General features: G+C 52.3%; 18 protein-coding genes. 11 read left to right on the top strand and 7 right to left on the bottom strand.

Going from position 1 to position 23,042, the window contains the following annotated elements; genetic code table 11:
• Positions 1–202 precede the first annotated feature (202 nt).
• From ACYVI1_RS15515 to ACYVI1_RS15490, 6 genes are all read left to right on the top strand, one after another.
• A complete protein-coding gene (locus tag ACYVI1_RS15515) occupies positions 203–865 on the top strand; it encodes an RNA polymerase sigma-70 factor (RefSeq protein ID WP_460911525.1) in 663 nt (220 codons plus the stop codon).
• A gap of 63 nt (positions 866–928) precedes the next feature.
• A complete protein-coding gene (locus tag ACYVI1_RS15510; RefSeq protein WP_460911524.1) occupies positions 929–1,930 on the top strand; it encodes a FecR family protein in 1,002 nt (333 codons plus the stop codon).
• A 107-nt stretch (positions 1,931–2,037) separates the two neighbouring features.
• On the top strand, positions 2,038–5,472 hold the full coding sequence (locus ACYVI1_RS15505; RefSeq protein WP_460911523.1) for a SusC/RagA family TonB-linked outer membrane protein: 3,435 nt from the start codon (positions 2,038–2,040) through the stop codon (positions 5,470–5,472).
• A gap of 8 nt (positions 5,473–5,480) precedes the next feature.
• Positions 5,481–7,172: a RagB/SusD family nutrient uptake outer membrane protein gene (locus ACYVI1_RS15500; protein WP_460911522.1), complete on the top strand. Its 1,692-nt coding sequence runs from the start codon at positions 5,481–5,483 to the stop codon at positions 7,170–7,172.
• A gap of 208 nt (positions 7,173–7,380) precedes the next feature.
• Complete coding sequence (locus tag ACYVI1_RS15495; RefSeq protein WP_460911521.1) at positions 7,381–8,664, top strand: polysaccharide pyruvyl transferase family protein; 1,284 nt, start codon at positions 7,381–7,383, stop codon at positions 8,662–8,664.
• Between the two features lie 187 nt (positions 8,665–8,851).
• Positions 8,852–10,210 (top strand): polysaccharide pyruvyl transferase family protein, encoded by a 1,359-nt coding sequence (locus ACYVI1_RS15490; protein WP_460911520.1) that lies wholly within the window; start codon positions 8,852–8,854, stop codon positions 10,208–10,210.
• A 56-nt stretch (positions 10,211–10,266) separates the two neighbouring features.
• Here ACYVI1_RS15490 and ACYVI1_RS15485 read toward each other — a convergent pair whose 3' ends face one another.
• A complete protein-coding gene (locus ACYVI1_RS15485; protein ID WP_460911519.1) occupies positions 10,267–11,082 on the bottom strand; it encodes a sugar phosphate isomerase/epimerase family protein in 816 nt (271 codons plus the stop codon).
• A 194-nt stretch (positions 11,083–11,276) separates the two neighbouring features.
• Positions 11,277–12,326, bottom strand: a complete 1,050-nt coding sequence (locus ACYVI1_RS15480; protein ID WP_460911518.1) for a phosphotransferase — start codon at positions 12,324–12,326, stop codon at positions 11,277–11,279.
• Between the two features lie 37 nt (positions 12,327–12,363).
• Between ACYVI1_RS15480 and ACYVI1_RS15475 the strand changes: the two genes are divergently transcribed.
• Positions 12,364–13,221, top strand: coding sequence for an SGNH/GDSL hydrolase family protein (locus ACYVI1_RS15475; protein WP_460911517.1), 858 nt, complete (start codon positions 12,364–12,366; stop codon positions 13,219–13,221).
• A gap of 206 nt (positions 13,222–13,427) precedes the next feature.
• Here the strand turns inward: ACYVI1_RS15475 and ACYVI1_RS15470 are convergent, their stop codons facing one another.
• Positions 13,428–14,480, bottom strand: coding sequence for a sugar phosphate isomerase/epimerase family protein (locus ACYVI1_RS15470; protein WP_460911516.1), 1,053 nt, complete (start codon positions 14,478–14,480; stop codon positions 13,428–13,430).
• A 71-nt stretch (positions 14,481–14,551) separates the two neighbouring features.
• On the opposite strand from ACYVI1_RS15470, the gene ACYVI1_RS15465 reads away from it, so the two are divergent.
• Positions 14,552–14,938: a hypothetical protein gene (locus ACYVI1_RS15465; RefSeq protein ID WP_460911515.1), complete on the top strand. Its 387-nt coding sequence runs from the start codon at positions 14,552–14,554 to the stop codon at positions 14,936–14,938.
• Positions 14,939–14,980: 42 nt separating this feature from the next.
• On the opposite strand, the gene ACYVI1_RS15460 is transcribed toward ACYVI1_RS15465, so the two are convergent.
• The 3 genes from ACYVI1_RS15460 to ACYVI1_RS15450 all read right to left on the bottom strand — a co-directional run bounded on the left by ACYVI1_RS15460 (position 14,981) and on the right by ACYVI1_RS15450 (position 17,758).
• The gene (locus ACYVI1_RS15460) at positions 14,981–16,126 is read right to left on the bottom strand and encodes a Gfo/Idh/MocA family protein (protein WP_460911514.1); all 1,146 of its coding nucleotides are present in this window, start codon (positions 16,124–16,126) and stop codon (positions 14,981–14,983) included.
• A gap of 89 nt (positions 16,127–16,215) precedes the next feature.
• Positions 16,216–16,584, bottom strand: coding sequence for a four helix bundle protein (locus ACYVI1_RS15455; RefSeq protein WP_460911513.1), 369 nt, complete (start codon positions 16,582–16,584; stop codon positions 16,216–16,218).
• 40 nt (positions 16,585–16,624) lie between these two features.
• Positions 16,625–17,758 (bottom strand): Gfo/Idh/MocA family protein, encoded by a 1,134-nt coding sequence (locus ACYVI1_RS15450; protein WP_460911760.1) that lies wholly within the window; start codon positions 17,756–17,758, stop codon positions 16,625–16,627.
• A 288-nt stretch (positions 17,759–18,046) separates the two neighbouring features.
• Here ACYVI1_RS15450 and ACYVI1_RS15445 point away from each other — a divergent pair, with 288 nt between their 5' ends.
• Together ACYVI1_RS15445 and ACYVI1_RS15440 are read left to right on the top strand one after the other, a co-directional pair.
• Positions 18,047–19,303: an MFS transporter gene (locus tag ACYVI1_RS15445; RefSeq protein ID WP_460911512.1), complete on the top strand. Its 1,257-nt coding sequence runs from the start codon at positions 18,047–18,049 to the stop codon at positions 19,301–19,303.
• A gap of 266 nt (positions 19,304–19,569) precedes the next feature.
• Positions 19,570–21,255, top strand: coding sequence for a tetratricopeptide repeat protein (locus tag ACYVI1_RS15440; RefSeq protein ID WP_460911511.1), 1,686 nt, complete (start codon positions 19,570–19,572; stop codon positions 21,253–21,255).
• Between the two features lie 23 nt (positions 21,256–21,278).
• On the opposite strand, the gene ACYVI1_RS15435 is transcribed toward ACYVI1_RS15440, so the two are convergent.
• Positions 21,279–21,440 (bottom strand): hypothetical protein, encoded by a 162-nt coding sequence (locus ACYVI1_RS15435; RefSeq protein WP_460911510.1) that lies wholly within the window; start codon positions 21,438–21,440, stop codon positions 21,279–21,281.
• A 44-nt stretch (positions 21,441–21,484) separates the two neighbouring features.
• Here ACYVI1_RS15435 and ACYVI1_RS15430 point away from each other — a divergent pair, with 44 nt between their 5' ends.
• Positions 21,485–23,005, top strand: a complete 1,521-nt coding sequence (locus ACYVI1_RS15430) for a serine hydrolase (RefSeq protein ID WP_460911509.1) — start codon at positions 21,485–21,487, stop codon at positions 23,003–23,005.
• The last annotated feature ends 37 nt before the right edge of the window (positions 23,006–23,042 follow it).

Genomic DNA, 23,042 nt, shown 5'->3' with positions numbered 1-23,042 from the left:
TAAATGCCGGGGCGGCAGCTCAATTCTCTGGTTGATGTTGATACCAGGCCTTGAAACGTATACAGCAAGTAGTCCTAACGATTGATTCTATACGTTCCCCGTTTTCCATTAATTACCATCGGGCAAAAAAGTTTTTGCGACCATGTGGGGTAAAATAGTGCAATTTTGTCTGTGATGCAGACAAGAAAACCGCCCCCGGCCTATGGAACCTGTACCTCATAACCAGCCAGAACACCAGCAGCCCTCCTTCGTTCGGTTGTCGGATGATTCGTCTCCATCGACCACGGTTATCAGCGAGGAACAATTCCTGCGTCGCTTGTTTGAGCAGGACGCCCGCAAGGGTTGCGAGGTGTTGTTTCGGCGCTATTATGCCAATCTCTGCAACCACGCCATTCGGTTTGTGTATGCCAAAGACATTGCCGAAGAAATTGTTGCCGAAGTGTTCGCCAATTTCTGGCAGGGGCGGGTTTTCGAGCAAATCAACACCTCTTACCAGGCTTATCTCTACAAAGCCGTCCGGTATCGGGCCTACAACTACATCCGGTTTGAACTCAACCGAAACATGCCCTTCGATGCGGCTGAAAACAAGCCTGAGGTTCCGGTTCTGAAACCCGATGAAGTATTGCACTACCACGAACTCTGCCGCAAGGTAGACACCATCGTGCAGCACCTCCCCCCGCAATGCCGCCGGGCTTTTCAACTCAATCGGTTAGAGGGTAAAAAATACGCCGAAGTCGCCCAGGAACTGAACATCACCGTCAGTGCGGTCGAGCGGCTGATTAGCCGCGCCTTAGCCAAACTCCGCACCGACCTGCGGGAAGACTGGCTGCTGGGGTTACTCCTGCTAACCCATCTGCTGGCCTGAACCTTAGCCCGCCATGTGGGGTATAATTACCCTTTTTTGTCTACACGTCAACTATGACTGGTTATGAAAACATCCATTCCTAAAAGTGTCCTGTTCGACTTCTTTGAGGGCAAAGCCACATCCATCCAGCGGAAACTGATAGAAGAGTGGCTGGAAGTCCCTCAAAATGAGCCGCTTTTCTACCAATGTTTAGATGAATGGGAAAGCCAGCATCCGCAGTACCTGCCCAACACCGGGCAGGCGCTGAGCCGGTATCTGGACCAGCTAAAAACGCCACCTGTCGCCGTGGTCGCGGAGCCGGAAAAACCTGTTTCGACGCTGGTTGTCAGCCGCTCCTGGTTCAGCCAGTGGTACATGGCCGCGTCGGTTGTTATGCTGCTGGGCGCAGGGTTGTTTTTCTTCCGCAAACCGCTTCGCTACCAAACTTATCATACTGGAAACGCCCAAACCCAGGCGGTTCGGTTAGCCGACGGGACGCAGGTTACGCTCAATGCCAACTCGACGCTGTACGTCCCGCGCTGGGGGTTCAATTCGGCGAAGCGGGTGGTTATTCTCGACGGCGAAGGCGAATTTAACGTAACCCACATGGCTGACAATAAACGCTTTACCGTACAAACCGAAACCGATTTCGAGGTAGAGGTGCTGGGAACCGAATTTGTGCTGTATGCCCGCGAACGGGGCAAAAAGGTTGTGCTGAACAAAGGAAAAGTACAGATTAACTACCAGGCCGGTAAGCAACTAACCCTGAAGCCCGGCGACGTGGCCACGTTGAACCAGCGTTCCGGCAGGATGCACCTGGCCCAAACCGCCAAGCCGCAACTACACAGTTCATGGAAAAACCACCAGTTCTATTTCGACCAGACGCCCCTCTCGGAAGTAGCCGATGTGCTGCACGACCACTTCGGGGTAGATGTCGTTATTGAAGACAGCACGCAGGCAAACCGGCGCCTGGCCGGGTATTTCAAGGCAAAAAATCCGCAGGAAATCATCGACGTATTATCGACCCTGCTCAATCTGCCCATCGAACAACGGGGCAACCAGGTTATTATCCACGCAGCACAATAGGCAAAATTAAATTCTGTAGATTCTTTGGCTTTGACAATCAAGCCGTTATTCTTAATAGAATCCAAAAAATCTACAGAACCCATAGAATCTTCCAAACCCGGTTAACCATGAAAAAACAAGTACACAAATTACTGAAAGTCAGCAGTTTGCTGAGTCTGCTGTGTATTTACCAGACCGTCGTTATGGCCCAACAGGTGGCCTTTGCCCGGCGTATGCCTGTTCAGGTAGCGGCAGCCGCCCAACCTGATGCGGGCACCAAACGGCTCAAAGATGTGCTGAACGAACTGAGTCGCCAGTACAACGTCAGCATTCTGTTCGAAGAGACCATTGTTCAGCACATCATCGTCAATCCGAACGGCGCTGCGTCGGCCAAAAAGCTGGAAAAGCAGTTGGATAACCTGCTGAAACCGCACGGCCTGCGTTTCAAAAAAACGGGTAGCAGCCAGTACATAATTTTTCAGGATACCCGAAAAAACACGAATCAGGCATCGGTAGAGTCCCTCCCCCAAACCGCACTCGACATCGCTCAGAATACGCAGCAAAACAGCCTGACCTATTCGTCGGCCCTTCTGAACAGAACCACCGTTTCCACCACCCCGGCCCCTACCGACCAAACCATTAGCGGCACGGTGACGGATGAAAAAGGCGGAGGACTGCCGGGCGTAAGTGTCGTTATAAAAGGTACCCAGCGCGGCACCACTACTGACCCGGACGGTAAATACAAACTTACCACGCCTAATGATGTGCCCATTACCCTGACCTTTTCCTTCGTCGGTTATGCGTCGCAGGAGGTCGTGGTTGGCAACCGAAGTACCCTTAATATCAGCTTAGTCCCCGACAAAAAATCGCTGGACGAAGTGGTTGTGATTGGCTACGGCACCCAGTCGAAGCGTAACGTAACGGGGTCGGTGGCCAAAGTCGATTTGAAGCAACTCGTCAACACACCCAACACCAACATTTCGCAGGCACTGCGGGGCCGGGTGGCCGGTGTGCAGTTCACCGACAACGGTCGGCCCGGCCAGGGCGGCAGTATTCTGGTACGCGGGCAACGGTCAATTTCGGCCAATAACAACCCGCTGATTGTGGTCGATGGTATTTTTTTCAACGGCAGTCTGGCCGACATCAACCCCAACGACATTGAGTCGATGGAGGTACTGAAAGACGCCAGTGCGGCCGCCATTTACGGTTCGCGGGCGGCCAATGGCGTGATTCTGATTACGTCCAAAAAAGGCACGACCGACAAGCCCACCATTCGCGTCAACAGCTACTACGGCGTGTCGGACTGGAGTTATAAGATGAAACTGCTGTCGCCCGAACGCTACATTCAGAAAACCCTCGATTTTCGCAGTCAGACCGGTCTGGACGCGGACCCGGCTAAAATTGAGTCGTATCTGGCCCTGTCGGAAGCCGAAAACTACAAAAATGGCCGGACCATCGACCCCTGGGACGAGGTGTCGCAGGATGCCGGAATTCAGTCCTATGACGTAAGCATTTCGGGCCGGTCGGGTCGCACGAATTATTACCTTTCGGCGGGGTTAGTTGACGAGAAAGGGCTGATTTACAACGATAATTCCAAACGAACGTCGTTCCGGGCGAACGTCGAAAACCAAATCACGGACTGGCTCAAAATCGGCATCAATAGCACCTATATCAACCGCAACCTGTCGGGCCAGGAAGCCAGCCTGTACAATGCGTACTTTACCAGCCCCTACGGTAAGCTCTACTACGATGACGCCAAAACCCAGCCGACGCAGTTTCCCGTGCCGGAAGACCAGTTGATTGGCAACCCGATGGCGGGCCTGCTGAACAAAAACGAGGAAATTAACCAGAACCTGTTTACCAACTTTTTTGCGCTGGTGCAGGTGCCGTTTCTGGAAGGACTGAGCTACCGGCTCAACGTGTCGCCCAACCTGCGGTGGTCCCGGAATTACAACTTCAACCGGCAGGATGTAAACCGCCCCGCCGTCAACACAACCAGTGCCAGCAAAATGAATCGGCAGGATTACGACTGGGTGCTGGAAAACATCCTGACCTACGACAAACAAATCAACGAAAACCACGGCTTCGACGTGACGCTGCTCTACGGCCGCAACCATGCCGGGTGGGAGTCGACAACCGCCAGTGCATCGCCATTGGCTAATGACGCGCTGGGCTGGAACAACCTGAACCTGGGGCAGGTACAGGTGACCCGGTCCGATGGAGCCGCACAGGACGGTGTTTCGTCGATGGCCCGCTTCAACTACCGGTTCAAAAACCGCTACTTAGCTACGTTTACCGCCCGCCGGGACGGGAGTTCGGTGTTCGCGGCCAACAACAAATACGCCACGTTTCCGTCGGGGGCGCTGGCCTGGATTGTCTCCGATGAGCCGTTCATGAAACGTATTTCGGCGCTTAATCTGCTCAAACTTCGCCTGTCGTATGGCACGGTGGGGAATCAGGCCATCAGCCCCTATCAGTCGCTGGCCCTGTCGACCACCAATCAGTACGTTTTCGGCGACGGGGGTTCTACCGCAACGGGCATTTTTACGTCCAGCATGGCCAACAATGACCTGAAATGGGAAACAACTGTATCGGCCAACGTAGCCCTCGATTTTGAACTTTTTAAAGGGCGAATCGGTGGCACCGTGGAGTATTACAACATGGACACCCGCGACCTGATTCTGCGCCGTGCCCTGCCCACAAACACAGGCTTCACGTCCATTCTGTCGAACTTAGGCGCAACCAACAATAAGGGTATCGAACTGACGCTGAACACAGTAAACCTGCAACAGGGTAAGTTTGAGTGGAGCAGCAACCTGATTTTCTCGGCCAACAAAAACAAGATTGTCCATATCTATAACAGCGATACCAACGGCGATGGCCGGGAAGATGACGACCTCGGCAACCGCTGGTTTATTGGTCAGCCAGTGAGCGTATTGTATGACTATTCCTTCGACGGAATTTACCAGCAGGGCGATAACCTGCCCACGGGCTACAAACCCGGCTGGGTGCGCGTGAAAGACCTCAATGGCGACGGCAAATTCGACGCGGCCAACGACCGGTCGGTGATTGGGCAGTTGCAGCCCAACCTGCGCTGGGGCATCACCAACGTGTTTCGGTACGGCAACCTGAGCCTGTCGGTATTCATCAACGCCATGCAGGGCTGGATGCAGTCGCTGAGTATTCTGGACATTCGCAACGCCCCGACGGGCGCAGGCAACTATCCCGAACGGCCCGCCAACATGATTGACGCCGGTTGGTGGACGCCCGAAAATCAATCGGCTACCCGGCCTGGCATGAGTTACACCAATCCGCTTGGCCATAACTACTACATGAGCCGGGATTTTATCCGGATTCAGGATGTCTCGCTATCCTACGAATTTCCGAAAACGGTGCTGTCGCGGCTGAAAATCGGCAGTTTACGGGCCTATGCCAGCGGTCGTAACCTGGCAACCTTCACCAAATGGCTTGGCCCGGACCCCGAAAGCGGCTACAACCGGCAGGACTCCCCCTTTTACCCAACACCCCGAACCGTTACGCTGGGACTAAACCTTAGCTTCTGATAATCAAGATGAAACGATATACACGCCTTTATTCCCTGAATCGCCTGCTGTCGGGCGGGTTGATTGTCTTTCTTTCGTTTGCAGGCAGTGCCTGCAATGATGACTTTCTGGAGGAAATACCCGTTGGGTCGCTGAATCCTGATGTGGTACTGACGACCAAAACCGGCTTCGAGAACTACATCACGGGGCTGCACGTAGCGGCTCGTGAGGAATTTGCGGGCTTCGATGCCCTGCACGGTCACGTTACGATGAACATGGGCACCGATGTGGGCACTCCATCCCTGCCTACTTACAATTTCGTGGATTATAACGTAACGCTTGTGCCGAGCTACCAGGGTGCTCAGTACTACTGGGATTGGGCGTACACGCGGATGCTGTCGCGTGCCAACACCATCATCACCTACGCCCAAAAACCGGAAATTAATGGTATCTGGGCCAATGAAGCCGAAAAGAACGCCGTTCTGGCCGAAGCCCGGTTCTTTCGGGCCTATACCCATAACGTGCTGGCGAATCTGTACGGGGGCGTTCCGGTGGTTGAACAAATCTTCACCGGCCCCAAAACTGATTTTGTCCGTGATACACGCAAAGAAGTGTACGAATCGGCCATGAAAGATTTGGTGTTTGCCTCGCAGTGGCTTCCCAAAACGGTGGACAAAAGCCGCGAAGGGCGCATCGTGAAGGCTGCTGCCGACCATCTGCTGGCGGAGGTGTACATCAGTCTCGGTGAGTACGACAAGGCCAGCGCCAGCGCGTCCGACGTGATTAATTCGGGCCTATACAAACTCATGACGACCCGCTTCGGCAGTGACAAAGACCTGCCCGGCGATGTGTTTTCGGACCTGTTCAAAGACAACAATACCAACCGGAGTTCGGGGAATCAGGAAACGATTTATGTGCTTCAGATTGAAGACCAGACGCCCGGCGGGAAGCCCGTGACGAGCATTTACGATAACAACACCAATAGTGGTGGCACAGGTGGCAATCACTGGCTGCGGGCCTGGGGGCCATTTTATGCCAACCTGAAAGACCCGGCGGGCAAATCGGGTATGGTGCTGGTCGATAGCATGGGCCGGGGTGTGGGCTGGATTCGACCCACGAATTACGTCCTGTATGACATCTGGAAAGACAATTTCACGAACGACATGCGGAACTCGCCCTACAACATTCGCCGGACGTTCAAGTACACCAATCCCGCGTCAACGTTCTTCGGAAAAACCGTGGGCAAGCTCACCGCCGACGTCGATACCATGCAATCGCTCTACCCGACCATCCGCAAGATTGAGGGTAAAGTGGGCAAAACGACCGATAACACGTATGGCAAAACCTTCAAAGACTACCCGGTGATGCGGCTGGCCGAAACCTATCTTCTGCGAGCCGAAGCCTACCTGCTGAAGGGCGACAAACAGAAAGCCGCCGACGATATCAACGTAGTTCGTGCCCGCGCCAACGCCAAACCAGCTACCGCCAGCGAGATGTCGCTCGACTATATCTTAGACGAACGCGCCCGCGAACTCATCGTGGAGGAGCAACGACGCCGGACCCTCACCCGGATGGGCAAGTTGGTGGAGCGGGTTCGTAAATACAGCATCCGGGCCTCCACCCGTACCACCATTCAGGACAAACACGGCCTTTTCCCGATACCCCAGTCTGCCATCGACGCCAATTTCAGCGCGAAATTAGAGCAGAATCCAGGGTATTGACATAAGACCGCTGCCAACTTAGGTGTGATGTCGGTGTTAGTGTGGTGTCGGTTTCTCAAAACCGACACCTTCTCGTCAGCAATCGTGTCGGTTTTGAGAAACCGACACCACACCGACACCACACCGACACCAACACCAACACCGACACCACACCGATGCACGTGTGCTGGTGTAACTACATTTTTTTATAAGAAAGCCCTATACTTTTATGAAAAATCATACGACCCGTCGCCAGTTTCTGCAAACCACCGGCCTGGCTGCTGCCGGAACCTTCCTGATTCCGCAGTTGCTGAAAGCTGCCGGGAAAGCTAACCCGGTCATTCTGCTGACCTCGGGCTGGCAGGACATCAATATCGGCGACATTGCCCATACGCCGGGGATACTGGCCATTCTGAAAGAACGACTGCCGCAGGCAACCGTTATTCTCTGGAAAAAAAGCAAAAGCGAACGGGTCGAGGCTCTGCTCAAGCGGCATTACCCGGCAGTACGCATCATTAACGGACAGGTAGACAAAACCACGTTTGTGCCGCAGACCGATGAGGTGAAAGAAGCCTTCCAGAAAGCTGATTTCTTCCTGCATGGCTCTGGGCCGTCGGTCGTAGCGGTCGATTTTGTGGACGCCTGGCACCGGCAGACGGGCAAACCGTTCGGCATTTTCGGCGTAACGACGCAGGACGTAACCCCCGCCCTCCGCGATTTGCTGCAACAGGCATCGTTCATTTTTACCCGCGAAACGGCAAGTATCGAAAAACTGAAACAAGGGGGTGTAACGAGTCCGCATGTGGCGTTTGCTCCCGACGCTACCTTTGCCCTGACCATTCAGGACCGGGAGCGGGCACAGCAGTTTATGCAGACGAACGGGCTGGAACCAAAGAAGTTTATCTGCGCCGTTCCCCGACTACGCCGAACGCCCTACTATAAACTCAAACCCAACAACAGCGGGTGGAGTCCAGAGTATATTAAAGAGATGGATGCCCTCAACGACAAGTGGAAAGAAATCGACCACGCCAAACTGCGGGAAGCGATGATTACGTGGGTGCGCCAGACGAAAAACAAAGTCGTGGTCTGTCCCGAAATGACCTATGAAGTAGACATCATGGATGAACTGCTCATCAATCCCCTGCCCGATGATGTGAAGCCGTTTGTGGTCAAACACGATTACTGGATGCCCGACGAAGCAGCTTCGCTCTACGCTCAGGCCCACACCGTGCTGAGTTGCGAGTGTCATTCGCCAATTATCGCCCTTACCAACGGAACGCCTGCGTTTTACCTCCGTCAACCCCAGGACACTATCAAAGGCCAGATGTACTACGACCTGGGCCTGGCTGACTGGACATTTGAAATCGAGCAAACGACCGGAAAACAGATTGCCGACCGGCTCATGCAGGTTCACGCCGACTACCCCACCGCCGAACGAAGCATTGCTCAATCGCTGAAAAAAGTCAGGGCGCAGTACGACACGGCTTTTAACTTCATTAAAAAGCAGGTTTGACGTACAGCATCCGGGTTTTATCACCCGTCAGGCTAAACACGCTTTGTTGTCAATTCCGCAGTCGGCTATCAACAGCCTGAGTATTAACAAGCAGTTGTCGCACTTTATAGGTTGGTTTCCAAAAGGCCGTCAGACGTTTCTGTCGGTCTTTTTATAAACATTTTCAGTTAAGCCTTTCCTGATTTTCATGCAAAACCGCCGAGACTTTCTTAAACTCTCTACCCTGTCGGTAGCCGCGACGACGCTCCCCGTCTCTATTATACCGGCGACAAAGTCGGTAAGCCCGGCTGGTTCGGCTCAAAAGCCCGTCATTCTGCTCCGCTCGTCCTGGAACGACGCCAACATTGGCGACCAGGGGCATACGCCCGGTACGCTGCGGCTGCTGCAGCGGTACGTGCCCGAAGCCGAAATTCTGCTCTGGCACCAGACAGCCCGGCCCGAAACGGAGAAGATTATCACGAAGAATTTTCCGAATGTAAAAATCGTCCGGGGAGATTTCTATGATGGCGACAAACCCTTCGAGGGCGAGTTAAAGGACGCGTTCGACCGGGCCAATCTGTACATGGTCAACTCCGGTATGGTGTACAACTACGGGCTGTTCGGTTATGACTGGCCCGCGACAATGGCTAACCTGACGCCGTTTTACTACTGCCTCGACCGGGGCGTTCCCTTCGGGCTGTATGGACAGTCGTTCGATAAGTTCGCCCATCCCGCCATGCCCGTTTTCAAGGACGTGCTCAGCCGGGCCGCGTTCATCTACACCCGCGACGACGAATCACGGAAGTTTTTGAAAGAAAATAACTTCAAACCTGGTGTACTCGAATTTGGGCCGGACGGTTGTTTTGGTATCGACGTGCGCGACGAAGAAAAAGGCGTGGCGTATCTGAAGAAAGTCGGATTGGAGGACCAGAAATTTCTGGCCGTCGTTATCCGCACCAACACAAAACACGTATACGACACGGGCAAAGGCAGTTTGATGAACCCCGCCCAGGCTACTCCCGAACAGCAGGAACAGGACCGGGTGCGGATGGGGTACGTGCGCGACCTCATCACGACCTGGGTGCGCGAAACCGGCCTGAAGGTGTTGCTGGCCCCCGAGGTCAGTAAGGAAGTGGCCCAGAACAAAACGAAGGTATATGACCTACTCCCCGCCGACGTGCAGAGCAAGGTCGTCTGGCGTGACTCGTACTGGAACGCCGACGAAGCCATGTCGGTGTACGCCCGTGCCCATTCGATGTTTGGTATCGAGCCGCACTCGCTCATCATGGGGCTGGCGCTGGGCGTGCCGGTCGTTCACGCCCGCTCCCTGTTGCACGGGCGCAAGGGCTGGATGTTCCGCGATATTGGCCTGCCGGAGTGGCTCTTCGATATCGATAAGACGTCGTCTGCCGACATCACCAAAGCCGTGATGGACATTCACAAAGATTATCCGCTGGCCAAAGAGAAGGTAAAAAAAGCCATGCAGTTCGTAGCCGACCGGCAAAAGTCAACCATGCAGGTGGTTCGTAAAACGGTAAAACTGACTGAGGGTAAACTCAGGGGTTGATTCCGATCGGGCTATGCGTCCGATGAGCCAGGTCCTGATACTACCTGATACCCTGCTTAATTGACCGATTCATACCGTTTCTTTAACAGATTCAGCATGAACACATTCACCTCCCACTGATTGGCTACAGGCATTTGGGTGTAGGGAAGCACGGGCATGTAGGTGGCTGGCCCAAACTCGGTCGTTACGGTCAGTTGGGTACCGGCGGCCCGGTGCGTGTCAACAATTTTATCCCACCAGGCCAGGTGCGCGTCGAGGGTTTCGGTCCATTCGGGGGCGCGGGGGTCGTTGACCTGCGGCCCTTCAGGATGCCCTACCCGACTGTGGATATGGTCGGTATGGCGAATGGCCCGTGTGACTGTTTCAAGCTGATTTTCGAGCAGCGATTCATGCACGTTGCACCAGTGCGAAATGTCGAGAGCAAGCCGAATGGTGGGAATTTTTTGCAGGTAATCGTGGGTGATATGAGCCGCAAAAAACGCCTTGCCCCGGTGCGTTTCGTGAATAATTTTCACGCCCGTTTCGGTAGAAATCTGGTCGGCGAGGTCAATCAGCCGTTTATTTTGGCTAAAGGTAAAAAAGTCTTTCCCGGTCTGGCAATTGATGAACAGCGGCCGGGCGGCAATCAGGTGGCGCAGGTATTTCTCAAAACTACGGGCGTGTTCGTCGAGATCGGTTTCGTGCGATTGCCAGTATTGCCCAATCAGGGCCAGACCGTGTTTTGCCAGACTATCGAGAATAGCCATTTTTTCGGCTGAATCGAACGGTAACGCCATTTCGACACCGTCGTAACCGGCCTCTTTTACATGTTGGCAAAACAAATCGAACGGTAGCGTATTACCCCAGGCGGGCGCAAAAAATTGGAGCGTCATTGATTTTGCAACGGGAGAACGTTGTTTAAACCCCAAATGTAAGGCGTAAAAAAGTTGTAACGCAGACCGGGTCGGCTGTAAGGCGCAAAGAAATACACAAAGGGGATAGAATAAATCTTTAGTGGTGTGCTGGTTTTTAGTCAGCAGACTTTCGGGTGGTTAGGTGGCTGGTTTAACGTAAGTTGCGTGACGACTTATTCCTGATGTAGGCCGTTAAAATCAAACCAGCGTTTTACGCGCAGATTGATAAATCGTCTCAGATATAACTCGTTCAGAAAAACGCTCGAATAGTTGTCGAATCGCTGACACTGAACGCCCAAATAGAAAAAATAAATGCTGACGCCCAACATAGGCAGCAGTTGTTTTTCTTCATCGCTGACTGGCGTAATGGACTCGTAGCCAGCCAGAAAACGTTCTTTCTTATAGCTGAACTCCTGTTCATTCGGTTCGGTGCTGTGAAGCTGCAGCAGGTAGTAAGCGATGTCGTAGGCAAGTAGTCCGTTGCCGCAGAAATCAAAATCGAACAGGGTAATCGTGTCGTCTTTGGCGATGTTGAGGTTGTCGAACCAGATGTCTAAATGTACAACTCCCTGCCGAACGCTGGAGGCCTTAATTGTTGAAAATTGATTCAGCAGATAGTGCTGCGTCTCCTGCATAAACCGCATTTCTTCGGACTCGGCAGGCAGGAACTTCGTCAACTGCTCAAGTGGCTCAAGCAGCATAATCTGGGGCGTGTAGGTCACCCGGTTCAGCGTCAGGTTGTGGGTAAGTTGATGAAAGCGGGCCATAATTTGCCCCAATTTGTCATGCAAATCAGCCGAAAAGGTAAGCCGTTTCTCACCTTCGGCAAAGGAAAATAGTACGCCAAACCGTTTTCCTTCCGGCGCATCAATCACCTGGATAAAATTTCCGGTGTTATCGGCAATCGGATACGACACGGGAATACCATTCTCGTTTAGCAGCTTCAGGAGTTTTAGTTCCTCACTAATGTCAACCTGAGTACGCCAGTTCAGGCTATAGAGCCGGAAAATAGCTTTGGCCGGGCCATCTGTAACCAAATAGGAATGATTTATGCCTGCTTTCAGCAGTTGGCAAGTGGTGTTTGACGATAGACTGTATTTTGGCTGAATAAATTGAGCAAGGTGCGTTGTGGACAGAATTGAGGAGGAAACGGGGAAGGTGGCCATAAACTGGGAGTAGGTCAGAAAAATACGTTCGTTGGCAGCTATCAGTAGCTGGTTCATGAGCCACCCTTTATAACAGACAACCATCGGGCACAACATGACGAATCAGGCAGTAACGACTAAAAAACACAGGAAACCGCTGGCTATACTCTTAGCGCTGGTTTGCCTGATCAGTTCCTTCAAACATAAAGAACTTACCTGGGTGGCCATTGGGGATTCGATCACCTATTTAAATGAGCATCCCGATGAAACCGGTAATCGAATCACCAAAGGCTATATGACCAGGGTTATTGAGCGACTGCCTTATATTCACTATACCAATCAGGGCCATAATGGCTGGACGGCAGGACGGATTGCTTCGGCCATTGAAACCCTGGGTCTGGTTAAAGCCGATATGTATTCGGTGTTTCTGGGCACCAACGACTGGTGGTCGGGCCGACCATTAGGCCGTTTTGCGGATTATGAACACAATGCGGGCAACACCACTGTTTATGGTTCATTTCGCATCATTATCGACAAACTCCGCAGGCTGAATCCCAGTGCGCCAATTCTGTTGATTACCCCCATGCAGCGGGTAGATTTTGTGTACCTGCTTAATCCTAAAAATAACGCGTATGGGTCCTACAAAGCCAAAAATGGTCAGGACCTCGAAGCGTTCGCTAAGGCCATTGATTCCATTGGCCGCTACGAGCATCTTCCGGTGGTTGATTTGTTTCACATGCGCGGCTTACAACACAAGAAGCTGGTTAAGTATAAACGGCTGAAAGACCCACAAACCGGTGTGTATGCCAACCATACGTATCCGGGGTACATCGGTCTTCCGTTTAATCCTGAAACCGATGCGTATCCGTACCCTGTTGACGCCATTGATAAAACGTATGATGGGTTACACCCCTCCGATGAAGGCTACGCGTTGATTAGCCGCCGGTTGGTAAAGCTTATCAAAAAATATTGATTTCGGTTAGAAACCCAGTATCAGCAGTTAATGCTGCGGGCAACTGCAAAATGGCGATCAACAAAGACCCTATAGACGCTGGCCTAACTCTGGAATGAAGAAACTGCAAAGCGCAGCCAGCACATGACCGCCCGAACCCTGACCAGCCATAAAGTGGAGTCAAGTTTGAGATGGCACCGGCCACCCAAACCTGACTCCATATAAAATCACAATCCCAGCACCTTCTTGTTAAACTCCTCATCGCTGCCCGTTCCGGCGAAGTCATCGAAAGCCCGTTCGGTAACGCGGATGATGTGGCTTTCGATAAAGGGTGCGCCCTCGGCAGCTCCCTGTTCGGGGTGTTTCAGGGCGCATTCCCATTCCAGTACGGCCCAGCGGTCGTAGTCGTACTGCGCCAGTTTAGAGAAAATGCCGGAGAAATCGACCTGCCCGTCGCCCAGCGACCGGAACCGCCCGGCCCGCTCGACCCAGCCCTGAAAACCGCCATACACGCCCTGCTTACCTGTTGGGTTGAACTCGGCATCTTTCACATGGTAGGCGTAGATCCGCTCGTGGTAGAAATCAATAAATTGCAGGTAATCAAGCTGTTGCAGCACAAAGTGGCTGGGGTCGTAGTTGATGCCCGCACGGGGGTGATTGCCCACTTTCTCCAGGAACATCTCGAAGGAAATGCCATCGTGCAAATCCTCGCCGGGGTGCAGTTCGTAGGCCAGATCGACGCCCGCTTCGTCGTAGGCGTTCAGAATAGGCATCCAGCGGGCAGCCAGTTCAGCAAAACCCGTTTCGACCAACCCCGCCGGACGTTGCGGCCAGGGGTAGATAAATGGCCACAGCAATGCACCAGAAAATGTTGGACTAACCTTTAAGCCGAGGTTTTTGCTGGCTTTAGCAGTCATCAGTAGCTGGTCGACAGCCCAGGCCTGCTGATCTTTTGGTTTGCCCGCCAGTTCAGCCGGTCCGAAGCCGTCGAACATGGGGCCATAGGCTGGGTGAACGGCCACTAATTGCCCTTGCAGGTGGGTAGCTAACTCGGTGATTTCGACGCCAATGTCTTTTAATTTTCCTTTTAGCTCGTCGCAATAGGTTAGGCTCCCGGCGGCTTGTTTGAGGTCAATGACACGCGGGTCCCAGGTGGGAAGCTGCACGCCTTTATAGCCGAGGCCGGCCATGTATTTGGCAATGGATTCAAGCGAATTAAATGGGGCTTCATCGCCCAGAAACTGGGCCAGAAAAATGCCCGGGCCTTTCATGGTTTTCATGTACTTTACTGGTAAATGGGTGAAATTTTTGGTTCTGAATCTGTTATATTGCCGACAAAGAGATTGAAATTATGAAGAACGAAGATCGCATCGTTGAATTGCTTGCCGAAATGCTTGTCAAGCAGGATGTTTTTATTGATGAATTACGCAACGTCAAAAATGAGGTTTCTGGCGTCAAAAGTGAGTTAGTGGGTGTTAATCAACGACTTGATGAACATAGTACCCTTCTGAAGGAACATTCTGAAATTCTCAAAGAACATTCCGAAATTCTCAAAGAACATTCCGAAATTCTAACTCGCCATGAACGCCTGTTAGAGCGTAATGACGCTATGACCGAACGCATTCTCAAACTTCTCTCGGAAGACGTAATTCGTTTTGAGGAAATTCTTGATGTAGAGCAGTTCGACGAAGGCAAGCGGATTGTTCTGCACAAAAGCAAGTATGCTTCTAATGTATAAAGTGAAAACGCGGCCCGACAACAAACCAGGCCGCGTTTTCAATTAAACCTCTACCCAGGCCTGCCTGCGGTTGCTTTCCAGAATTTTCTCACAAATCAGCAATTCACGGTAGCCATCGGCGAAGGTCGGGAAGGTTGGAGTTGAGGGTTGTTTACCGGCGGCAATGGCCTCGTACACTTCCTTGAACAACTGTTTCGACGTGTCGGGGAAGCCCTCGTTATGACCCCCCGGAAACGAAATCACCGACCGTGCTTCGGGGTGCGCCAGCGAGGGGTCGCGCATGAACGACTGGTTGGCCCCATCGCGGTTGCCAATCCACATTTCGTTGGGCGCTTCGGAGTTCCAGGCGAACGTTTTCTTCGACCCGGCAATCTCTAATTTCATTTGATTTTTACGCCCCGCCGATACCTGCGACACCGTGATAACGCCCCGATTGCCATTGTCGAATCGCAGCAGCACGTTGGCGTGGTCTTCAGTGTTAATGGGCACGTCGGCATAATCTTCTGGCTGGAGCATCTTCCCCGAATACGTCTCGACCGGCTTCAGCGGCTTCTTACGGACTTTATGCACCGTGTTGAAATCGGCCATAACGGCCACCGTTTTCAGGCCTGTGATGTATTCTAAGCTGTCCATCAGGTGCGAACCAATATCGGCAATGGCCCGCGAATCGCCCGATTTGTCGGGTTCGAGTCGCCAGTTGTAGTCGGTGTCGTAGAAAAGCCAGTCCTGCAAATAGGAGCCGATAATCGAGTAAATATCACCCAGTTCGTCCCGTTCCCGCATGACTTTCATCTGCCGAACCAGCGGGTAGTAGCGCAGGTTGAAATGCACGGCGTTGACCAGGCCCGTTTCTTTTGCCAGTTGGACGAGTTCTTCGGCTTCATGCAGGTCTTTTGCTAATGGTTTTTCGCACACGACGTGCTTTCCCGCCAGCAAAGCCGCCTTCGACTGGGCGTAGTGCAGGAAGTTGGGCGTACAGATATGCACCACCTCGATGTCCTCCATCTTCAGCAGTTCATCAAACGTACAGGAACGTTCGATTCCCAGTTGGTCGGCTTTCTGCCGGGCGAGTTCGGCCGTTACTTCGCAAAGCGCGACGACGTTTGTGTTAGGTAGGCGACGCAGGGCTTCGATGTGTGCGGGGCCAATGAATCCGGTGCCAACGACACCAATCTTGATTTTTTGCATTATTTAATGAGCGAATTAATGAATGAGCGAATGAGTGAATATATAAGGGTAATTGCTGAGTGGATTAATGGATGAGCGAATTGATGAGCTTACTTAGTGTTGCTGCGGGATTTAGACAGAATTTTGAGAACTTGATGCCCTTCATCTATTAATTCTCGCAATCGCTCCTCTGGAACAATTTCCGTAAAAATCAGCGTATTTAACCAGAATAACGACTCGTCAAGTTCTTCGACTGTGATACTAAGTTTAGCGAAGAACTCATTTTTACTTCTGGCGCGCCGAACAGCCCTGTAATTACAAGCAGCGGATGAAGAGGAACGAATCAATTGTTTACCAAAGTGTTGTGCTTCATAGGCATTAGGCAAAGCTCGAAAAACCCGCACACACCGAATCATAAACGTTTTCAATCGTTTCTCTACTTCTTCGGCAAATAATGCTTTTTCTTCGGGGCTGTACATTAGGTGTTTTATTCGCTAACTCGCTCATTTACTAATTCGCTCATTGAATAAACCTGGTCCACTTCTCCTCTGACTGATTCGAGGCAATGACGGTGTCGATGAAGGCCAGGCCGCGAACGCCATCGGCAGCTTTAGGGAAATCGTAGATGGGGTCAGGGTCGCGGCCTTCCATGTGCGCTTTCACGGCGTAGGCGAAGTTGCGATAGATATTGGCAAACGCTTCAAAGAACCCTTCGGGATGACCGGCGGGCATTCGCCAGTGTGCCTTCGCCGACGCCGACAGATTGCCCACATTCGGGCGGATAATCCGCTGGCCTTCCTGAGTTTTGTACTTCAGCGTGTTCGGCTCCATTTGGTGCCACTCTAAGCCACCGAGTTCGCCGTACACAAAGATTTTCAGGGCGTTTTCTTCGCCGTTGGCAATCTGACTGGCGTGCAGAACGCCCCGCGCACCATTGTCGAACCGCAGCAGCACATTACCATCGTCGTCGAGTTGGCGACCGGGCACGAACGTGCTCAGGTCAGCGCAGAGTTCGGTTATTTTCAGGCCCGTAACGTATTCAGCGAGGTTTTCGGCGTGGGTGCCAATGTCGCCCATGCAACCGGCGGCACCTGATTTAGCCGGGTCTGTCCGCCAGATGGCCTGTTTGTAATTGTTGTCTTCCTCTTTTTTGGAGAGCCATCCCTGCGGATACTCAACAATCACTTTCCGAATCTGGCCGAGTTTGCCGTTACGTATCATGTCTCGGGCTTCTTTCACCATCGGGTAGCCCGTGTAGTTGTGGGTCAGACCAAACACCAGACCCGACTTCTGGACAATCTGGACCAGTTCTTTGGCTTGCTCTAAGTTTATCGTCATGGGCTTATCGCAGATGACGTGGAAGCCATTTTCGAGGGCCATCTTCGCGGGCGGGAAGTGCATATGATTGGGCGTTACGATAGACAGGAAATCCATCCGTTCGCCCTCCGGCAACGCTTTTTCTTGCTCGATCATTTCCTCAAACGAGGTGTAAACCCGATTTTCGGGCAGGTACAACGCGTGGCCGGTGGCTTTCGATTTGTCGGGCGATGAACTGAAGCAGCCACAAACCAATTCGATTTCGCCATCGAAACCAGCGGCCCGGCGGTGAACGGCACCGATGAAGGCATCGAGTCCTCCGCCAACCATGCCCATTCGCAGTTTTCTGTGCATTGGTACGTAAGTTGAGTGTAAACGAATCAGGAAAAGGGAAGTAGGGGGTGGGTTTACTGTCCTGGGGTCCAGGTTTCAGGTTCCATGTCCCATCTGGCGAACCTGGAACTATCTTTCAGAACGTCCCCTTTTTTGCGCCGGGAAATTAGGTGTTTTCTCTTATTTTTCGGAAATTTTGCACAAAAACGCCTGTCGAGCGGGGAGTTTGTCGTCTCTTTTGTCTTTTGCTCATTAATAAAGTTGAAAACTCACAAAAACCCTTTCTATAAAATGAACCAAACCGTCAATCCTTCACGGCTTTTTCTGGCCAGTTGTTTTGCCCTCATCACCACGGCCTTTTCCGCCAGCATTCGGGCCGGCATTTTGCCTCAATTACAAACTGAGTTTGGGTTTAGCGCCGAGCAGTTGGGTAACATTACTTCGATGTTCTTTGTGGGCTTTCCTGTTTCGATGATCATCGGCGGTTTGGTTTACCATTCTGTAGGTCCCAAACGGATTATGATGGTCGCGGTTGTCTCGCACACGCTGGGGATAGTACTTACCATATATGCGGGTGGGTTCACTGGCTTGATGATCTCTACATTCTTCATCGGATTTGGCAATGGCTGCACGGAAGCAGCCTGTAATCCCATGATCGCGGATATGTACTCAGGTTCAACAATGAACAAGATGCTGAACCGATTCCACATGTGGTTTCCTGGCGGAATGGCACTTGGCTTTTTACTCTCCTACGCAGTCTCCACCTTTACAGCAGGCGTATCCTGGCAGATTCAGATCTGGATAATTATGATTCCTACCGTGATTTATGCATTTCTGTTTTTTGGGCAGACTTTCCCAACGCCAAAAGTGGCAGGGGTAACGTCGTTAGCCAAAAACTTTCAGGCCATGCTGACCCCCTTGTTCCTGTTTATTTTCTGCTGCATGGCATTAACGGCGATCACCGAATTTGGCCCACAGCAATGGTCAACGCTTATTTTGAGTGGCAGCGGGGTCAACCCGTTGTTGATTTTAGCACTGGTAGCAGGCCTGATGGCTATTGGCCGGTTTTTTGCTGGTCCGCTCGTTCATAAACTTGATCCAACCGTCATATTGTTAGGTTCTGCTGTTTTTGCCACCATCGGTATTTATTTATTCAGCAACCAAACCGGAGCAATGGCCTATGTTGCCGCTGTGTTCTTTGCAATTGGCGTGTGTTATTTCTGGCCCACCATGATCGGTTTTGTTGCCCAGCGGATTCCGTTGAGCGGAGCGTTGGGCATGTCGATTGTGGGTGGGGTAGGTATGTTTTCGACCTCTATTTTCTCACCCATCATCGGCTCTTGGATTGACGGGGAACGCATCGAAAAAGCCGCTGCCGGTCTGTCTGGTGATGCCCTCGAATTAGCCGCCGGACAGGCCACGCTGGTCAAAATGACAACGTTTCCGATTATTCTGATTTTTGCGTTCACCGCACTCTTCTTTTGGATGCGTAACCGCAAGGCAGGCCGCATTGATGAGAGCGTTGTGCTACAACAGCCGCAATTGTAAACCTATAATCTGCAAACTCCTAAATCCCCTAAAGGAGACTTTGCTCATTCGCGGATAAAGTCCCCTTTAGGGGATTTAGGAGTTTGCAGATTGCTTCTGATGATTCTGATAATATACTACGATCAAACCAAACAGCCCCAAACCAAGTAGTTTCGGGGCTGTTTGGTTTATGGAGAGCCGGCAACCGATAACTAATAACCGAAGCAGCCTACTTGCCTGCGCCTTAGTAAGTTAGTAACTTACAGGGGTTATCAAACTTCCTCATCATGAAACGTGTTTACCTGTATTCGTTTGTGCCGATTCTGCTGGTTTTCTTAGTAGTTGGCAAACGAACCGGACCAGCCAGATCCCTCCTGCCTGCCCCCGTCTCCACCCTTGCCTTCTCAACAATTCCAATCTGTGGTTTGGCTCACGTTGGCGGTATTCCAAATACGTTGCTGAAACAATCCGTTGCCCTTCGTTCAAACGTCGGTCAGTTTCCTGCGCCGACATCCACAAAAAACGAAAAAGCGCAGGCTTATTTTGAGCAGGGAATGGGCTATCTGCACGGCTACGCGCTGGTCGAATCGGCCCGTTCCTTTCATGAAGCGCTACGCTATGATTCAACGATGGTGATGGCGCACGTTGGCCTGAGTCGGGTGTATATGGAACTGGACGATGCTAAAGCCGCCCAGAAAGCCGCTGAAACCGCGAAAGCCTTATCTGGTTATGCGTCGGAGCGCGAAAAAGCCCATATTGAGCTGCGGTTTGCCCAGCTAAAAGCCGTTGATTCGCTCAATAACCAAAAGCTTCTGAACGAGTACCGGTTGAAAATTAACCAGACCGTCAAACGGTTCCCCCAGGATGCTGAACTGTGGCTCATTGCCGGTAATGCCTACGAACGTTTTGCCGACGGGCGGGGGCAGGGTTCATCGACGGCCAGCATTGCTATTTACGAAAAAGTCCTGCAAACGCATCCCAATCATCCGTCGGCGCACCATTTTCTGGTTCACGCCTACGAGGGCATGGCCGATTATGGTAAAGCGCGGGAACATGGCGAAGTCTACGCCCGGCTGGCCCCTAATCTGGCGCATGCCCTGCACATGTATGCCCATGATCTGATGAAAACCGGCGATGTAGACGAGGCCATCGCGCAGATGAAGCAAACCGATGCCATCGAGCGAAACCTCTATAAAACCGAGAAGTACGAATCCATGTACGACTGGCATCATATCCATAATATTTCGCTGCTGGGGCTTTGTTATCAGTATCAGGGCCGGATGCAGGAAGCCGAACAGTTAGTGAAAGAGCGCTACATGACCGCACGACCCACCAATCCGGAGCGGACGTTTTACAACAAAATGGGCTACCCGGCCCTGCTGATTACCCAAAACCGGGATGCCGAAGCCGTTCCTATCGCGAAGGAATTAACAACTGGGAAAACGCCCGGCGAGCGGGTCATTGGTCATTACCTGCTGGGTCTGACACAGGTTAGGAAAAATCAACTCGATCAGGCCCGCCTTTCGCTGGAAGCCTCGCAGAACGCGCTGAAAGAAGCAAAGAAGGCGGCCAACACGGACTGGCTCAATGCCTGGCTGGAGCCGCATCCGAAATTTTTAGCGGCCCTGATCGCCCTATCCGACCCCGCCGAACGCGAAAAAGGGCTGGTCGACATTCGCAAGTTCCAGACCAGTGCCCACGAGCAGTTTGGTCCCGACCCCTGGATCGAAGCGTTGTTTCAACTGGAAATGATTGCCCAGGTAGCCTGGCAATTGAAACTGCCCGACTTTGCCGAAGAATCCACGAAGCTTCTGGCCGAACATGACCCGAATTATCCCGGCACACATTACGCTCTTGCCCGAATTGCCAGTTTGAAAGGCGACGCTGCCCTTGCCGAGCGCGAGCGTCAACTGGCCCGGCAGGGCTGGTCGAAAGCCGATGCAGCGTTTCTGTCGCAAAACTTCCCCAAATAAGGGTGCTAATAGCCTGCAATGGACTAACTGCGACGGCGCATGTAGGTCCGTAATTCGTCAATCGCTTTGTCCGCTTTAAAGAGAATCAGGGTAAATTTAATGGCGATGAACAGTATGAATAAAAAGAGCGCAATCGAAATGAGTTGCCAGAGCAGCAAGCCAATAGTAGGATTGATTAGATTCATAGACAGACGTTTCAGATAAGGTGGCAATCTACTACTTTAGGGCCATGAAAAATGTATTTCTGTCTATTTTTACCGTCTTTTCGGTTACAGCAACCGCTCAAAATCAGCCCACGTTTGTTACGGACAGCCTCAATGCCTACATTAAGCGCGGCATGGCCGACTGGCAGATTCCGGGGCTGGCCATTGCCGTTGTGAAAGATGGCAAAGTCGTCGTCTCCAAAGGTTACGGTGTTAAGGAGATAGGCGGGACTCAGCAGGTAGATGAAAACACGCTGTTTCTGATTGCGTCGAACACCAAGCTGTTCACCGGCACGGCCCTTGCCAATTTAGAGAACGAGAAGAAGCTGTCGCTGAACGATAAAGTCACTATACACCTGCCCGACTATAAACTCTACGACCCGGCGGCCACGCAACTCGTCACGATTCGTGATTTGCTTTGCCACCGGCTTGGCACCAAAACGTTTCAGGGCGACTTTGTTTTCTGGGATGGCAACCTGAGCCGCGCCGAAGTCATTGACCGAATGCGACTATTAAAGCCCGAAGGCCAGTTTCGGCAGGATTATGGCTATTGCAATTCGGCCTTCGTGACGGCGGGCGAAATCATTCCCAAAGTAACCGGCCAATCGTGGGAGCAGTATGTCGAAAGCACCTTTGTGAAACCATTAGGCATGACCAATACCTACATGCTGACCGCCGGTGCCGAAAACCGCCCCAACATCGCCCGGCCCTACACCACCAATTTTGGTTCGCTAAAACGCCTGCCCTACGATCAGGTCGATAACCTGGGCCCGGCAGGCAGTATGGTCTCGTGCGTGAAAGACCTCAGTAAATGGCTGCTGATGCAGTTGGACAGCGGTCGGCTGGATGGCAGGCGCATTTTGCCCTGGACCGTTGTGCAGAAAACCCGCGATGCGAATACGGTACTCGGCAGTCGCAAATCCGGCGTGTTTCCTACGCACATGCGGGCTTATGGGCTGGGCGTACTCATGACCGACTATGCGGGTCGGCAGGTCTACTGGCACACGGGCGGGGCCTTCGGTTTCGTAACGAATACCTGCTTTGTACCGGAAGAAAAGCTGGCCATCACCATCCTGACCAACCAGGACAATCAAAGCTTTTTCGAGGCACTACGCTATCAGCTACTGGATGCCTACCTCGGCGTTCCGTACACCGACCGGAGCCGTTTTTTTCTCAAAGCGGCCGTGGAGGAGGAGAAAAAACAGGATCAGGAACTGCAGGCAATGGCCGACCGGGTCGCTAAGAAAACCAAACCTGCGTTGCCTTTATCGGCTTATACCGGCACGTATCTCAACGCTATCTACGGCACGGTATCCATCACGCCTGATGGCGACGTACTGAAGGTTGCGTTTGAGCACCACCCTACCCTATCGGCCCGACTCGATTACATGGACGACAACACCTTCCGGCTGACCTATTCAAACCAATCCTACGGCATTTTTCCTACAAAATTTACGGTTAAGGGCAACACCGTTACGAGCGTTGACATTAAAGCGAGTGATTTCGTGGAGTATGATTCGTATGTGTTCGTGAAGGCCCCGCATTGAGTCTGCCTGCCTACTTCGTAGCTGGTTAGTTAAACGA

Source organism: Spirosoma areae (assembly GCF_054781775.1).
This window is presented reverse-complemented; position numbering and strand designations above follow the sequence as displayed.